Origin of the sequence: Cellulosimicrobium sp. 4261 (assembly GCF_040546915.1) — a bacterium.
GTDB lineage: Bacteria > Actinomycetota > Actinomycetes > Actinomycetales > Cellulomonadaceae > Cellulosimicrobium > Cellulosimicrobium cinnabarinum.
Map to the genome: position 1 here is coordinate 1 of NZ_JBEPOQ010000002.1, position 15,867 is coordinate 15,867.

General features: G+C 77.1%; 10 protein-coding genes. 6 read left to right on the forward strand and 4 right to left on the reverse strand.

Going from position 1 to position 15,867, the window contains the following annotated elements:
- Positions 1-390: 390 nt before the first annotated feature.
- The gene (helR, locus tag ABIE39_RS02300; protein ID WP_354050250.1) at positions 391-2,733 is read left to right on the forward strand and encodes an RNA polymerase recycling motor ATPase HelR; all 2,343 of its coding nucleotides are present in this window, start codon (positions 391-393) and stop codon (positions 2,731-2,733) included.
- 72 nt (positions 2,734-2,805) lie between these two features.
- Here helR and ABIE39_RS02305 read toward each other — a convergent pair whose 3' ends face one another.
- Complete coding sequence (locus ABIE39_RS02305) at positions 2,806-3,387, reverse strand: YbaK/EbsC family protein (protein ID WP_354050252.1); 582 nt, start codon at positions 3,385-3,387, stop codon at positions 2,806-2,808.
- 406 nt (positions 3,388-3,793) lie between these two features.
- Here ABIE39_RS02305 and imuA' point away from each other — a divergent pair, with 406 nt between their 5' ends.
- The 4 genes from imuA' (at position 3,794) to ABIE39_RS02325 (ending at position 10,671) form a co-directional block, all read left to right on the forward strand.
- Positions 3,794-4,942 (forward strand): DnaE2-dependent mutagenesis accessory factor ImuA', encoded by a 1,149-nt coding sequence (imuA', locus tag ABIE39_RS02310; protein WP_175009847.1) that lies wholly within the window; start codon positions 3,794-3,796, stop codon positions 4,940-4,942.
- Positions 4,939-6,654, forward strand: a complete 1,716-nt coding sequence (locus ABIE39_RS02315) for a DNA polymerase Y family protein (protein ID WP_354050254.1) — start codon at positions 4,939-4,941, stop codon at positions 6,652-6,654. The genes imuA' and ABIE39_RS02315 overlap by 4 nt, the downstream gene beginning before the upstream one ends.
- On the forward strand, positions 6,647-10,276 hold the full coding sequence (locus ABIE39_RS02320; RefSeq protein WP_354050256.1) for an error-prone DNA polymerase: 3,630 nt from the start codon (positions 6,647-6,649) through the stop codon (positions 10,274-10,276). The genes ABIE39_RS02315 and ABIE39_RS02320 overlap by 8 nt, the downstream gene beginning before the upstream one ends.
- 110 nt (positions 10,277-10,386) lie before the next feature.
- Positions 10,387-10,671 (forward strand): hypothetical protein, encoded by a 285-nt coding sequence (locus ABIE39_RS02325; RefSeq protein ID WP_175009844.1) that lies wholly within the window; start codon positions 10,387-10,389, stop codon positions 10,669-10,671.
- 87 nt (positions 10,672-10,758) lie between these two features.
- On the opposite strand, the gene ABIE39_RS02330 is transcribed toward ABIE39_RS02325, so the two are convergent.
- From ABIE39_RS02330 to ABIE39_RS02340, 3 genes are all read right to left on the reverse strand, one after another.
- Complete coding sequence (locus tag ABIE39_RS02330) at positions 10,759-11,160, reverse strand: DUF6841 family protein (protein WP_074806972.1); 402 nt, start codon at positions 11,158-11,160, stop codon at positions 10,759-10,761.
- A 62-nt stretch (positions 11,161-11,222) separates the two neighbouring features.
- Positions 11,223-12,188: a Gfo/Idh/MocA family oxidoreductase gene (locus tag ABIE39_RS02335; protein ID WP_354050258.1), complete on the reverse strand. Its 966-nt coding sequence runs from the start codon at positions 12,186-12,188 to the stop codon at positions 11,223-11,225.
- A 36-nt stretch (positions 12,189-12,224) separates the two neighbouring features.
- A complete protein-coding gene (locus ABIE39_RS02340) occupies positions 12,225-13,055 on the reverse strand; it encodes a serine protein kinase RIO (protein WP_502914830.1) in 831 nt (276 codons plus the stop codon).
- 357 nt (positions 13,056-13,412) lie between these two features.
- On the opposite strand from ABIE39_RS02340, the gene ABIE39_RS02345 reads away from it, so the two are divergent.
- The gene (locus ABIE39_RS02345) at positions 13,413-15,851 is read left to right on the forward strand and encodes an HAD-IC family P-type ATPase (protein ID WP_175009842.1); all 2,439 of its coding nucleotides are present in this window, start codon (positions 13,413-13,415) and stop codon (positions 15,849-15,851) included.
- The last annotated feature ends 16 nt before the right edge of the window (positions 15,852-15,867 follow it).

Sequence of the window (15,867 nt, forward strand, 5' to 3'; positions counted from 1 at the left end):
CGCCCCCGGATCGGCTAGTGTGGTCGCGGGGGGGGCCAGAGACCCCCCCCCCCCCCCCCCCCCCCCCCCCCGCGCCCCCCGGGGCCCCCCCCCCCCCCCCCCCCGCGGCCCCCCCCCCCCCCCCCCCCCCCCCCCCCCCCCCACTTCTCGCATCTCGGCAGCGGGTCAGCACGCGTCTGCTGCGACCCGTCGGCGACGGTACCGAGCGCCGGTACCGAGTGCGCCGGCACGACGTCCGGCGACGGGAGAGGGAGGCCTGAGCGGCCTCCCTTTCCAAGGTATAGCGCACCGGGGGTCTTGCGGCAAGGCCCCCTCGGGGGCGCAGAATCTCCGCTCGTGCGCGGGTCGTCGTGGCCCGTGCGTCCCTCCGCAGGACCCGGACCGGAGCTGATGACGTTGCCCGACGCCCCCGTGACCGCCGCCCGCACCACCGACCCGTCCAGCCGCCCGTCGACCCACCCGACCGCGGGCCAGGACCCGCAGCCCGCACCGTTCTTCGAGCTGCCCACCCGCCTGGCCGCGAAGGCCGACCCCGCGCTCGTCGATACCGACGAGCGCCACTTCGCCGCGATCGCGGCGAGCCTCGAGCGCTCCGTCGCCGACCTCGCGCAGCGTCTCGACGCCGCGCGCCGCGCACCCGGCGGGAGCGGGACCGAGGCGCTCGAGCGCGACCAGGAGATCCACCGGCTCAGCGGCCGGTTGCGGCTGCTGCAGCGCTACGGCGTCGACCTGTGCCTGGGCCGCATGACGTTCGCCGACGGTTCCTCGCCGGTGTACGTGGGCCGCGTGGGCCTCACCGGCCCGGCGGGGGAGCGCCTGCTCGTCGACTGGCGCTCGCCCGCCGCCGAGCCGTACTTCGCGGCCACGCCCGCGCAGCCGCTCGGCCTCGCGGCGCGGCGCCGGTACCGGTGGGGGCGCGGGCGCGTCACCGACTACTGGGACGAGGAGCTCGTGCCCGACGGCGCCGGGTCGAGCGCGGCGCTCGACGACCAGTCGGCGTTCGTCGCGAGCCTCGGCGCGAGCAGGTCCCCGCGGATGCGCGACGTGCTCGGCACGATCCAGGCCGACCAGGACGCGATCGTGCGCGCGGGCTCCCGGGGCGCGCTCGTCGTCGACGGCGGCCCCGGCACGGGCAAGACGGTCGTGGCGCTGCACCGCGCCGCCTACCTGCTGTACGCCGACCCGCACGTGCGCGACGGGCACGAGAGCGAGCACGGTGGTGGGCGCGGCGGGGTGCTCGTCGTCGGGCCCAGCCGTCCCTACCTCGCGTACGTGACCGACGTGCTGCCGGGCCTCGGCGAGGAGGGCGTGCAGACCTGCACGCTGCGCGACCTCGTCCCCGAGGGCGCGACGGCGCGCGCCGAAGCCGACCCCGAGGTGGCGCGGCTCAAGGCGTCGGCGGGGCTCGTCGCCGCGATCGAGCCCGCCGTGCGGTTCTCCGAGCGCCCGCCCGCCGAGGGCATGGAGGTCGAGACGCCGTGGGCCGACGTCTGGCTCTCCACCGCCGAATGGACCGAGGCGTTCGAGTCCGTCGACCCGGGCACCCCGCACAACGAGGCGCGCGACGACGTGTGGGGCGCGCTCGTCGAGATCCTCGTGGACAAGGCCTGCGGGGGAGCCGCGGAGGACGGTGCGGAGGTCGAGGCCGACGACGTGCGCCGTGCCCTGCGCGGCCACCGCGAGCTCGGCGCCGCGTTCGACCGCGCGTGGCCCCTCGTGGAGCCGACGGACCTCGTCGCCGACCTGTGGTCCGTGCCCGCCTACCTGCGTCTGTGCGCGCCGTCGCTCACGCCCGAGCAGGTGCGCGCGCTCCAGCGCCCGGACGCGCACGCGTGGACGACGGCGGACCTGCCGCTGCTCGACGCCGCGCGCCGTCGGCTCGGTGACCCGGAGACGTCGCGCCGGCGCCGCCGCAACGAGGCCGCCGTCGCGGCGGAGCGCGCGCGCATGGACGACGTCGTCGACCACCTCGTCGCGACCGACGACAGCGAGCTCGGGGTCATGCAGATGCTGCGCGGCCAGGACCTGCGCGACGCGCTCGTGGACGACGGCGCGCTCGCCGGCGCGACCCCGGACCGCCTCGCGGGGCCGTTCGCGCACGTCGTCGTCGACGAGGCGCAGGAGCTCACCGACGCCGAGTGGCAGATGGTCCTCAGCCGCTGCCCGTCGCGCAGCCTCACGGTCGTCGGGGACCGGGCCCAGGCACGCCACGGCTTCCCGGAGAGCTGGCGCGAGCGGCTCGCGCGCGTGGGCTTCGCCCGCGTCGAGGAGGCGTCGCTGAGCGTCAACTACCGCACGCCGCGGGAGATCATGGCCGAGGCGGAGCCCGTCGTCCGGGCCGCGCTCCCGGACGCCAACGTCCCGACGTCGGTGCGCAGCACGGGCGTGCCCGTTGCCCACGGGGCGGTCGCGGACCTCGACGCGGTCCTCCACGCGTGGCTCGCCGAGCACGCGGACGGCACGGCGTGCGTCATCGGTGCCACCGAGCCGTCCGGCGACGGGTCGGACGGCAGGGTCGGTGACGGGTCGGACGGCAAGGTCGGTGACGTCGGTGGCGAGGGCGGCGGGTCCGCGCGGGTGCGGTGGCTCACGCCCGAGGCGGCGAAGGGCCTCGAGTTCGACCTCGTGGTGCTCGTGGACCCGCGCGCGTTCGGTGACGGCGTCGAGGGCGCGGTCGACCGCTACGTCGCGATGACGCGCGCGACGCAGCGGCTCGTCGTCCTGGAGGACTGACCGCCGAGCACGACCTGAGGGTCGTCGGGGATGCCCAGCGCGTCTCGGGTCGTGCTCGGAGGGAGGGGTGCGTCAGGCCACAGGGACGGCGAGGTCCTCGACGACCTCGACGCCGGACAGGCGCCCGAGGAGGTCACCGGGGAGCAGCAGCTTCGAGCGCCGCACGCCGCTCCCGACCAGCGCGAGCGCGCCGTCGGTCACCACACGGGAGTCGACGAGCACGCGCCACCCCTCGGGCAGCCCGACGGGCGTGATGCCGCCGTACTCCATGCCGGACTCCGCCGTCGCGCGGTCGGTCGGCAGGAACGACGCCTTGCGCACGTCGAGCAGCTTGCGGATGCGCGTGTTGACGTCGGCGCGCGTGTGCGCGCGCACGACGGCGGCGGCGACGCGCTCGTCGCCCGCGCGCGTGCCGCCCACGACGACGCAGTTCGCCGACGCCTCGACGGGCAGGTCGAACGCGGCGTTGAGCGTCGCGGTGTCGGCGAGGTCGGGGTCGATCTCCGTCACGGCGACGAGCGTCGCGACGTCCGGCTCGGCGTCGGCCCACCGGCGCAGCGCGTCGGCGGTCACAGGGGCGACGAGGTCGAGGTGGTCGAGCGCCGGCTCCCAGGTGAGCGAGCCGAGCGTGGGCAGCGTCGTGCGGGCGTCCATGCCGCCAGCCTGTCACCCCGGCGGCCTCCCGCGCGGAAGAGGCCGGATGCCGAACATGCCCTCCGAGCCCTCCGAGCCCTCCGAGCCCTCCGAGCCCTCCGAGCCCGCCGAGCATGCGGTCGCGGCCCGTGCCGCCCGCCGGACGGGCGACAGCCGCATGGTCGGCGGGGGAGAAGGGTCAGGTAGAGGTCGAGGGTTTCGGGCAAGTCTCCAGTGGGGGTCGAGGGTTGGGGCGGGCATCTCGGACGAAGCAGGCGCCTCCGGCCTGCGGAGTTGACACCCCGCGGCGGCAGTCGTTCACTGGAAGTGTTCGAACGTCTGTTCGAAAGTCGGCGGGTGCAGCACGCCGCCCGCAGCAGTCGACGCGCGGTGCGCGTCCCGTCCGAGCACCACCCCGGGAGGCGAGATGACCCTTCTCGCCGACCCCGCCGAGCGGGCGGGGGCGTCCGGCCAGACGACGGGAGCGGCCGTCGACAAGGCCGAGCGGGCCCGCGCCGTCCTGCGCCGCGCGGAGGAGCGTACGGGGGTCCGCCGACACCGCCCCGTCGTCGCCCCCGCGCCCCCCGAACCGCTCACCGCCCCGGCGGCACCGGCCGTCGTCCCGCGCGCCGACACCGTCCCGCGTGCCGACACCGTCTCGCGTGCCGACGCTCTCCCGCGTGGCGGCACCGCGCTCCTCGCCGAGGTCGCCCCGCTCGCGGACGCCGCCTCGTCGACGGCCGTCCGGCCCGCCCCTGCCGCGCCGCCCGAACCTCCGGCGCGCGCCCGCACGCGCCACGCCATCGCCTCGGGCGCGAGCCGGGACGTGGGCACGGACGAGCGGTGGTGGCCGGTGCACGACGCGCTCGCGCCGCTCCTCCCGCTCGGCGCCCTGCAGCGCGGCACCGTGCTGGCGGTGCGCGGCTCGACGAGCCTCCTGCTCGCGCTCGTCGCGCGGCCGTCGCGGGCCGGGGCGTGGACCGCCGCCGTCGGGTTCCCCGCCGTCGGGCTGCTCGCGGCCGCCGACGCCGGCGCCGACCTCGACCGCGTCGTGCTCGTCCCGCGGCCCGGCCCCGACGCGGCGCTCGCGATCTCGGCGCTCGTCGACGGCCTGGACGTCGTGGTCGTCGGGCCCGACGCCGCCCTCACCGACCCCGACCGACGACGCCTGGCCGCACGGGCGCGGGAGCGCGGGGCGCTGCTCGTCGCCGCGGGGACGTGGCCGGGCGCGCACGTCGCGCTCACCGTGACGGGCGGCGGCTGGTCCGGGGCGGACCGCGGTGCGGGCTGGCTGCGCCGTCGCACCCTCGTCGTCGAGCGCGCGGGCCGCGGGGGAGCCGCGCGCCCCACGCGGGTCGAGGTCGAGCTCCCGCTCGCCCACGACGACTGGCCCGCGTTCCTCGCCGAGGACGACCGCGGCACCCGGCCCGCGGCCGGGACCGGCACCACCGCGGCCGAGACCACCGCGGCCGAGACCGCCGCGGCCGAGACCGCCGTGACCGCCCGCACGACCCGCACCGGCCCCGCGCCGGTCGAGGACCCCGACCGGCCCTCCCGGCTCCGGCTCGTCGGATGAGCACGAGCCCGACCCGCACGGCCGCCCTGTGGGTGCCGGACTGGCCGGTGCTCGCGGCGATGGCGGTGCGCGACGTCCCCGCGCACGTCCCCGCCGCGACGCACGACGGCCGCCGCGTCGTCGCCGTCTCCGCGACCGCGCGCGCCCAGGGTGTGCGCCGGGGCATGCGCCGCCGTCGGGCCCGCGAGTGCTGCCCCGAGCTCGAGCTGCTCGACGTCGACGACGCGCGCGACGCCCGCGAGTTCGAGCCCGTCGCGCTCGCGGCCGAGACCGTCGTCGCGGGGCTGGAGATCACCCGGCCCGGCCTGCTGCTCCTGCCCGCCGCCGGGGCGAGCCGGTACCACGGGTCCGACGCCGCGCTCGCGGAGGCGCTCGTCGCGCGCGTCGCCGAGCGCACCGGGCACGAGAGCCAGGTGGGCGTCGCCGACGGCATCCTCGCCGCCGTGCTCGCCGCACGGGACGCCGTCGTCGTCCCGCCCGGCCGCTCCGCCGCGTTCCTCGCGCCCCGGCCGGCGCGCGACCTCGTGCACGTCACCGCCCGGCCGGACGCCGCCGTCGCGGTCGACGAGCTCGTGGACCTCCTGGGCCGGCTCGGCGTGCGGACCCTCGGGGCGCTCGCGGCCCTGCCGCCCGCGACCGTCGAGGGACGCTTCGGCGACCTCGGCGCGTGGGCGCACCGGCTCGCGCGCGGCGAGGACCTGCGCCCGCCCGCGCGGCGCCGCGTCGAGCCCGACGTCGCGGTGAGCGCCGAGCTCGACCCGCCCGCCGAGCGCGTCGACGTCGCGACCTTCGCCGCGCGGCGGCTCTCCGAGGACCTGCACGACCAGCTCGTCGCGCGCTCGCTCGTCGCCGGGCGCCTGCGCATCACCGCGCGGACCGTCGAGGGCGACGACCTCGAGCGCACCTGGCGGCTCGACGGGCCGGGTGCGATGAGCCCGGCGCGCCTCACGGACAAGGTCCGGTGGCAGCTCGAGGGCTGGCTCACCACCACGTCCGTCCGCGCCGGGCGCGCGGCCCGGGCCGCGCGTCGTGGCGGCGAGCAGGGATCACCCGGCGGGGCCGACGTCGTCCCGGGCGTCGCGCCGCTGGCCCGCCTGTCCCTCACGGCCGAGGAGGTCGTCCCGGCGGGGGCGGAGCAGCCGCGCCTGTGGGGCGCGTCGAGCGGCGAGGACGCGCGCGCCCATCGCGCGCTCGGGCGCGTGCAGGGCATCCTCGGCGGCGACGCCGTCCTGCGCGTCCAGGTCCAGGGCGGCCGCGACGCGACGGACCGCGTGCACCTCGTGCCGTTCGGGGAGGACGTCGCGCGCCCGCGCGACCCGGCCCTGCCGTGGCCCGGCGCGCTGCCGAGCCCGGCCCCCGCGCTCGTGCCCGTCGAGCCGCAGGACGTCGTCGTGCTCGACGACGCCGGGCGGCCCGTCGTCGTCGACGCGCGCCTCGCGATGAGCGGCGAGCCCGCGACCGTGTGGTGGCCCGACCCCGCGCCGGAGGAGGGCCCGCGCCGCGCGGCGGCACGCCGGGACGAGACGGCGCTGCCCGGGCCCGGGTCGTCGCGCGCCGTCGTCGACTGGGCCGGGCCGTGGCCGCTCGCCGAGCGCTGGTGGACGCCCGCGCCGCGGCGTCGTGTGCACGTCCAGGTCCTGCTCGACGACGGCCGCGGCCTGCTCCTCGCGAGCGCGCGCGGGCGCTGGACCGTGGAGGGCCTGTATGACTGACCGCACCGCCGGCCCGCGCTACGCCGAGCTCCACGCGCACTCCGCGTTCAGCTTCCTCGACGGCGCGTCCCACCCCGAGGAGCTCGCCGCCGAGGGCGCGCGGCTCGGGCTGTCGGCGCTCGCCGTCACCGACCACGACGGCCTGTACGGCGTCGTGCGCTTCGCCGAGGCCGCGCGCAAGGTCGGGCTCCCCACGGTCTTCGGGTCCGAGCTGCACCTGCCCGCGCCGACCGGGACCGGCGCGCCCGTGCTCGACCCGCCCACCGGCGTCCCCGACCCGCGCTCGACCCACCTGCTCGTGCTCGCGCGCGGCACGCAGGGCTACCGCAACCTGTCGCGCGCGATCGCGACCGCGCACCTCGCGACGGGAACCAAGGGCGCCGCCGACTACCGCCTCGAACAGCTCGCGGCGGAGGCCGCCGGGCAGTGGCTCGTGCTCACCGGGTGCCGCAAGGGCGCGGTGCGGCGCGCGCTCGTCACGTCCGGGCGCGCCGCGGCCCGCCGCGAGCTCGACCGCCTCGTCGCCCTCTTCGGCGCCGACAACGTCGCCGTCGAGATCACCACGACCGACGACCCGCGCGACGCCGACCTGCACGCGGCGCTCGCCGACCTCGCCGCCGAGGCCCGGCTGCCGCTCGTGGCGACGACCGCCGCGCACTACGCGCACCCGCGCGACGCCGACCTCGCGGGGGCGCTCGCGGCCGTGCGTGCGCGCTCGTCGCTCGACGACCTCGACGGCTGGCTGCCCGGTGCCCCGACGACGCACCTGCGCTCCGCGGCGGAGATGCTCGCGCGCCACCCCCGGCACCCGCAGGCCGTCGCGAACGCGGCCGCCCTGGGGGACGAGTGCGCGTTCGACCTGCACCTCGTCGCGCCCGACCTGCCGCCGTACCCGGTGCCGGACGGGCACACGGAGGCCACGTGGCTGCGCGAGCTCGTGCGGCGCGGCGGCGAGGACCGGTACGGGCCGCGCGGCCAGGAGAAGATCAGGGGCGCGTGGGCGCAGATCGACCACGAGCTGCGCGTCATCGAGGACCTGCACTTCCCGGGGTACTTCCTCGTCGTCTACGACCTCGTCGAGTTCTGCCGCAGGAACGGGATCCTCGCCCAGGGCCGGGGGTCGGCCGCGAACTCCGCGGTCTGCTACGCGCTCGGCATCACGGCCGTCGACGCGGTGAAGCACGGCCTGCTGTTCGAGCGCTTCCTCGCGCCCGAGCGCGACGGCCCGCCGGACATCGACATCGACATCGAGTCGGCGCGACGCGAGGAGGTCATCCAGCACGTCTACGCGACGTTCGGGCGCACGCACGCCGCGCAGGTCGCGAACGTCATCTCCTACCGGCCGAAGTCGGCGGTGCGCGACGCGGCCCGGGCGCTCGGGTACGACGTCGGGCAGGCCGACGCGTGGAGCAAGTCGATCGAGCGGTGGGGGTCGCTGCGCGGTCCTGACCCGTCGTCGCCCGCGGCGGACCGGGCGGCGAAGGAGCGGGCGATCGCGGCGAAGACCCCGGGGTCAACCGGCCCGGCCGCCCCGCGGGTCACGACGCGCACCGCCCGGAAGGACGCCGCGACGTCGCGCCTGTGGGGGAGCCGGGACTGGTCGCCCGACCTCACGGGCCGGGGCGCGCGCGTCGTCGACCCGCTCGCCGTGGACGACGGCGAGGTCCTGCGCGCGGACGACACGCACGACGTCGTGCCCGCGCACCGGCCGCCGTCGGCCGCGCAGGAGGGCGAGATCCCGGACGCGGTGCTCGACCTCGCCGACCGGATGCTGCGCCTCCCGCGGCACCTGGGCATCCACTCGGGCGGCATGGTCATGTGCGACCGCCCGGTCATCGAGGTGTGCCCCGTGGAGTGGGCGCGCATGGAGGGCCGCACCGTCCTGCAGTGGGACAAGGAGGACTGCGCGGACGCGGGGCTCGTGAAGTTCGACCTCCTGGGCCTCGGGATGCTCACGGCGCTGCGCATCGGGTTCGACCTCGTGGAACGGCACGAGGGCGGCCCGCGCCTCGCGCTGCACACGCTGCCCGAGGACGACCCGGCGGTGTACGACCTGCTGTGCGCGGCCGACACCGTCGGCGTGTTCCAGGTCGAGTCGCGCGCGCAGATGGCGACGCTCCCGCGCCTGCGACCCCGAAGGTTCTACGACATCGTCATCGAGGTCGCGCTCATCCGCCCCGGGCCCATCCAGGGCGGGTCCGTGCACCCGTACATCAACCGGGCGCGGGGTCGGGAGGAGGTGACGTTCCTGCACCCGCTGCTGGAGAAGTCGCTCGGCAAGACGAAGGGCGTGCCGCTGTTCCAGGAGCAGCTCATGCAGATGGCGATCGACGTCGCGGGCTTCTCCCCGAAGGAGTCCGACCAGCTCCGGCGCGCGATGGGGTCCAAGCGGTCGGTCGAGCGCATGGAGGAGCTGCGGGGGCGGCTCATGGACGGGATGCGGGAGAAGGGCGTCACCGACCCGGCCGTGCGCGAGGAGATCTACGACAAGCTCAAGGCGTTCGCCGACTTCGGGTTCCCCGAGTCGCACGCGTACTCGTTCGCGTTCCTCGTCTACGCGAGCTCGTGGCTCAAGGTGCACCACCCCGCCGCGTTCTACGCGGGGCTGCTCGCGGCGCAGCCCATGGGGTTCTACTCGCCGCAGTCGCTCGTGGCGGACGCACGCCGCCACGGCGTCACCGTGCTGCGTCCCGACGTCAACGCGTCCGACGTCGAGGCGACGGTCGAGCGGCTGCCCGCCGACCATGCGGGTGCCGACCCTCAGGACGTCCGGACGGGCAGCGACCGCATGCTCGGCGGGGAGGTGCGGGTCGACACCCGCTACGGGCCGGAGCCCGACCTCGGGCTCGCGGTGCGGCTCGGGCTCGCGAGCGTGCGCGGGCTGGGGAAGGACGCGGCCGAGCGCGTCGTCGCGGCGCGCGGCGCACCGGGGGAGGGGCGGCCCTTCAGCGACCTGCGCGACCTCGTGCGGCGCGTCGACCTCACGACCGCCCAGCTCGAGGGGCTCGCGACCGCCGGCGCGACCGACGGCCTCGGCGTGACACGACGCGAGGCGCTGTGGGCGGCCGGCGCGCTCGCGCAGGAGGGGCCGGGGACGCTGCCGGGCGTGAGCGTCGGCGTCGAGGCGCCGGCGCTGCCCGGCATGACCGACGTCGAGACCGCCGTCGCCGACGTCTGGGCCACGGGCGTGTCCACCGGCTCCTACCCGACGCAGTACGTCCGCGACGGCCTCACCGCGGCCGGGGTGCTCACCGTCGTCGGCGCCGTCGCGGTGTCGCGCGAGATCGAGCAGGTCGACGAGGCGGAGCGCGCCGCGGGCGAGGTGCCGGGCACGCGCCCGCACCCGCCGTCGCGGGTCGCCGTGGGCGGCGTCGTCACGCACCGCCAGCGACCCGGGACCGCGGGGGGCGTGACGTTCCTGTCGCTCGAGGACGAGACGGGCATCCTCAACGTCGTGTGCTCGCCCGGGCTGTGGCAGCGGTTCCGGAAGGTCGCGCGCGGGTCCGCGGCGCTCGTCGTGCGCGGGCGGCTCGAACGGGCCGACGGCGCCACGAACCTCGTCGCGGAGCACCTCGCACCGCTCTCGCTCCAGGTCGGCACGACCTCGCGCGACTTCCGCTGACGCGGGAGGCGGGACCGCGGCGCCGCGGGCGGCGTGGTAGGAACGGACCGGGTGCCGCGCGTCCGCCGACGTCCGGGCCCGGACCGTCTCGCCGACGAGAGGAACCCGTGATGCCGCCCCGTCTCACCGCCCGCACGATGCTCTGGACCGGGGTCGGCCTGGCCGTCGGGAGCGCGCTCGTCCAGAACGTCGGCCTCATGCACCTCACCTACGCGTTCGCGGGCACCTGGTTCGTGGGCGTGCTGCTCACCGTGCTGCAGGTCGCGTTCACCGGGGGCGTCGTGCTCGCCGCGGGGTCGTTCGTCGTGCGGGCGCTCCAGCCCGACGACGGCGCCCCGTCCGGGCGGTCGGCTGCCGCGTCGCCGTGGGAGGACCGGGACAACCGGCTGTCCTGACCCGGGGCGCTCGCGGCCGGTGGACGGGCACCGTCGTGCGGGGGTCGGTCGTGCCGGGCTTGATCGTGCGGGCGTGGTCGGCGCGGCCTACGGGCCGACGGGCACCGCGACGCACACCTCGAACGTGTCCCGCGCGCGGCGCAGCAGGTACCGCACCTCCTGCGCCTCCTGCTCGTTCGCGTACTCGTCGCGGTAGCTCCAGCGCGCGTGCGCCCAGACGAGCGCGTCGCCGACCTCCTCGACCCCGACGAGGTGCGCGACCACGCCGACGAGCCCGCGCTCGCGGAACCCCCGGGCGAGCTCGGCCGTCGACGCGCGCACGTCCTCGGGGTCGCCGAGGAGCACCGCGTCGGTCGTGCCGACGACGAGCGCCGGGAAGGCGTAGCTCTCGCCGATCGTGTCGAGGTCGCCCGTCGAGAGCGCGACGCCGTAGGTCGTAAGGAACGTCCGGACGTCGTCGGCGTCGAAGGACTCGGTGGAGGGCTCCATGGTCCCGTTCTACCCCGTCCGCCGGGACCCGGCGCGGGCGGCGCGCGCCCGCGGCCTGGTGATCAGGGCCGCAGGGCCGCCCCGACCTGCTCGAGGAGTGCGAGGTCCGCAAGGATTGTCGCGTGCTCGGCGGCGACCCGGGCCGTGTCGTCGGGGTCCGCCGTCGTGCGCGCCGCGGCGGGGGTGGTCGTGGGGGTCCCCGGCGCGAGGACCGCGAGCCCGTGCTCGACCACCGGGGCGAGGTAGTCGGCGTCGAGCACGATCTCCGAGCGCTCGACGCCGCGGGACGTGCGCACCGCGACCGCGAACCCCGCGGTCGGGTGGGCGACCGGGTCCAGGAGGAGCAGCCGGACGTCGACGCCGCCCAGCCGCGTCGTGGCGACGATCCCGTCCGCCGAGCGCGTCACGACGGGTGGTGACCACGCCGCTCCGGGCGGCGCGCCGACGACGGCGCGCGCGGCCTCGACGACGTGGATGCCGAGGAAGAACAGCCCGTCGCGCTCGTCGTCCGGGTCCGCGGGGCCGGACACCTCGACCGCGGGCCCGGGCTGCGACGCCGGTGCCGCGGGGACGACCGGCGCGACGGGACCTCCGGCAGCGGTCGCGAGGGCGGCGCGCGCCGCCGCGACCTCGGGCGCGAACCGCAGCGCGGACGCCGTCGTCACGGCCGTGCCGTGCGCGCGCGCCACGTCGAGCGTCGCCCGCGCGTCGGCCACCGACGCGGCGAACGGCTTGTCCACGAGCACCGGGACGCCCGCCGCGAGGAGCGCACGCGTCGCGGCGCCGTGCCGCCGCCCCGCGCGGTGGGCGACGATCGCGGCGTCGACCCGCCCGACGACGTCCGGCACGGTGGCGTCGGCCGCGTCCAGGGACAGCCCGCCGGTCGCGGCGAGCTCCGCGCGGCGGCCCGGCTCCCCGTCGACGAGCGCCACGAGCCGCACCCCCGGCCAGCGCCGCTCCGTGGCCACGAGCCGCACGTAGTGGTCGGCGTGGGACGAGTCGAGGCCGACGAGGGCGAGGCGCAGCACGCGGTCGATCGTCGCACGCCGGTCGGGGCGCGGTCGTCACCACGCCTGGGCGAGCAGCACCGCGAAGAGCTCGTCCGCGTCCGTCTCGAGCCCGCGCGAGGCGAACCACGCGGCCATGGTGCGGCAGTCGCGCAGGAGGAGCTCGGTGCCGAAGGGGTTCGCCACGAGGTCCACGACCTGCGGCAGGTCGATGACGACGATCCGGTCGCCGTCCGCCAGGACGTTGTACGGCGACAGGTCGCCGTGGGCGTAGCCGAGCCGGGCGAGCACGGCCATGGCGTCGCGGACCTGGTCCCACCACGACGCGAGGAGGTCGCGGTCGGGCCGCGTGCGCGCGAGCCGCGGCGCGGCCTCGTGCGACACGCCGTCGGACGTGCCGACGAACTCCATGAGGATCTCGTCGCCGTCGATCTGGACGGGGTACGGGACGGGCGCACCGGCCGACCACAGCTCGCACAGCGCGGCGAACTCCGCCGCGGCCCACTGCCCGGCCGCGACCTGGCGCCCGTAGCGCGACTTGCGGTCGAGGGCGCGACGGTCGCGCGTCCGGCGCACGCGGCGGTCCTCGGTGTAGACCGTGTCGCGCCGGAACGAGCGGTGGTCGAGGTCGCGGTAGCGCTTCGCGGCGAGCAGGCTGCGGCGCGCGGGGTCGCCGGGGACGGCCCGCTCCAGGAGGAAGACGTCCGCCTCCTTGCCGGTCTTGAGCAGGCCGAGCTCGGTGTCGAGGGCGGCGTCGGCCGTCACCACCCAGTCGGGGTGCGGCTCCGGCCCGCGCTGTCCCTTCTCGACGGCGGACCACGTGGACCAGCGCTGGTCGTCGCCGAGCGCCGCGTCGAGGACACCGGCCTCGGCCTCGGCGTCGGCCAGGTCGGCGAGGCGCCGCAGGCGGCGCGGCGGGGGAGTGCGGGGGTCGCGCGCCAGGGCGGGCGGGAGGGAGAGGTCGGGGTACGGCAGGTCGTGCTCGGGCACGGGGGCTCCTCGGGGGAGGGGAGCGCGCGTCGCCGCGGCCGCCGGGCCGGGCGGTCGGGGACGGTCGTCGCGAGCGGTCGTGGACCGGTCAGCGGCGGCGGGGGCTCCCGGGGGTGGTGGACACGCGAGCGGGGGTCGTCCAGCTCATGGCGTTCCTCCTCTCCTCCGGTGCCCGACGGCGCGGGCGACGTCCTGCGACCGTCCCATCACCGCGCGCCCCGGCGCAACGGAATTACGGCGGATACGCTCGCCCCCATGACGGCGCCGTCGACGAGGGCTGCGGGACTGACGTCGCAGGACGTCGCGGAACGCGTCGCCGACGGCCGGGTCAACCGGCTGCCGCCCCGTTCGGGGCGCACGACGTGGGACATCGTGCGCGCGAACACCATGACCCGGATCAACGCCGTGCTGGGGGTCCTCCTCGTCCTGGCGCTGAGCACGGGATCGCTCGTCAACAGTCTCTTCGGTCTCGCGATCCTCGCGAACGCCGGCATCGGGATCGTCCAGGAGCTGCGTGCCAAGCGCACGCTGGACGCGCTGGCGATCGTGGGGCGGGCACCCGTGCGCGTGCGCCGCGACGGGGCGGGGACGGAGGTCGACCAGGCGGACGTCGTCGTCGACGACGTCGTCGAGCTCGGCGCCGGCGACCAGGTCGTCGTCGACGGCCGGGTGGTCGAGTCCACCTCGCTCGAGGTCGACGAGTCCCTCCTCACCGGCGAGTCGGACCCGGTCGTCAAGCAGCCCGGGGACCGGCTGCTGTCCGGGAGCTTCGTGGCGGCCGGCTCGGGCGCCTACCGGGCGACGGAGGTCGGCGCGGACGCGTACGCCGCGCGGCTCGCGCACGAGGCGAGCGCGTTCACGCTCGTGCGCTCGGAGCTGCGTGCCGGCATCGACAGGATCCTGCGGGTCATCACCTGGCTGCTGGTCCCCGCGGGCGTCCTCACGGTGGTGAACCAGCTCGTCATCTCGCAGCAGGGGTTCCGGCAGTCCGTCCTCGGCATGGTCGCGGCGCTCGTGCCGATGGTCCCCGAGGGCCTGGTGCTCCTGACGTCCGTGGCCTTCGCGATCGGGGTGGTCCGGCTCGGCCGACGCCGGTGCCTCGTCCAGGAGCTGCCGGCCATCGAGGGGCTGGCGCGCGTCGACGTGGTGTGCGCGGACAAGACGGGCACGCTCACGGAGAACGGGATGCGCCTCGCGCGGGTGGACGTGCTCGACGGCGCCCGGAGCGACGTGGAGCGCGCCCTGGCGGCGCTCGCCGCCCTCGACCCGCGGCCCAACGCGTCCGTCGCCGCGGTCGCGGAGGCGTTCCCCGAGCCGCCGGCCTGGCAGGCGACCGCCGTCGTCCCGTTCTCGTCGGCCGCGAAGTGGTCCGGGATGTCGTTCGCGGACGTCGAGGGTCCCCGCGGGAACTGGGTCCTCGGTGCGGCGGACGTGCTGCTCGACCCCCGGTCCGACGTGGCGCAGCAGGCGACGGACCTCGGCGCCCATGGCCTGCGCGTGCTGCTCGTCGCGTCGACCGACACGCCGGTCGACGCCGCCGCCCCGGACGGAGGCGCCCCGGGGCGCCTCGTCCCGCGGGCGCTCGTCGCGCTCGAGCAACGGGTCCGCGCCGACGCCCGGCAGACCCTGGACTACTTCCACGCCCAGGGCGTCACGGTGAAGGTGATCTCGGGTGACAACCCGGTGTCCGTCGCCGCGGTCGCGCGGTCCCTCGGCCTGGGCGGTCCCGCGACGTCGGTCGACGCCCGGAGCCTGCCCTCCGACCGCGAGGAGCTCGCGACCGTCGTCGAGGGCGCCACGACGTTCGGCCGGGTGCGGCCGGACCAGAAGCGGGCCGTCGTCGGGGCGCTGCAGGCGCGCGGGCACACCGTCGCCATGACGGGGGACGGCGTGAACGACGTGCTGGCGCTCAAGGACGCGGACATCGGCGTGGCCATGGGGTCGGGGAGCCCCGCCGCGCGGTCCGTGGCGCAGCTCGTGCTGCTGGACGACCGCTTCGCGACGCTGCCGTCCGTGGTCGGCGAGGGCCGTCGGGTGATCGGGAACATCGAACGGGTCGCGCACCTCTTCCTCACCAAGACCGTGTACGCGGTGGTGCTGGCCGTCCTGGTGGGCCTCGCGGGGGTCGGTGCGTGGCTCGTCGGCGCCGACCCCGTCTCCTACCCGTTCCTGCCGATCCACGTGACCGTCGCGGCGTGGTTCACGATCGGGGTCCCCGCGTTCGTGATGTCCCTGGCGCCCAACGACGAACGGGCCCGGCCCGGCTTCGTGGCGAGGGTGCTCCGGCTCGCGGTGCCCGCGGGGGTGTCGATCGGTGTCCTGACCTTCGTGTGCTACCTCGTGGTGGACCCGGGCGCGGGCGGGGCGTCGTTGGGCGGCCCGACGGACACGCTCGCCCCGGAGGAGATGCGGGCGTCGACCGCGGCCCTGGCCACCCTGCTCGTGGGCGCGCTGTGGGTGCTCGCGGTCGTGGCGCGCCCGTACACGTGGTGGAAGGCGCTCCTGGTCGGCTTCTCGGTGGCCTTCTACGTCGGGCTCTTCAGCGTCCCCGCGCTCCGCGCGCTGCTCTCGCTCGACGTCTCCGACCCCGGGTCGCTCGGTGTCGGCCTGGCGTGCGGCGTGCTTGCGATCCTCCTGACGGAGGTCCTGCGGTGGTCGACGGCGCGTCTGTCCCGCGTCCGCGCCGCGGGCTGAGGTCGTCCTCAGGACC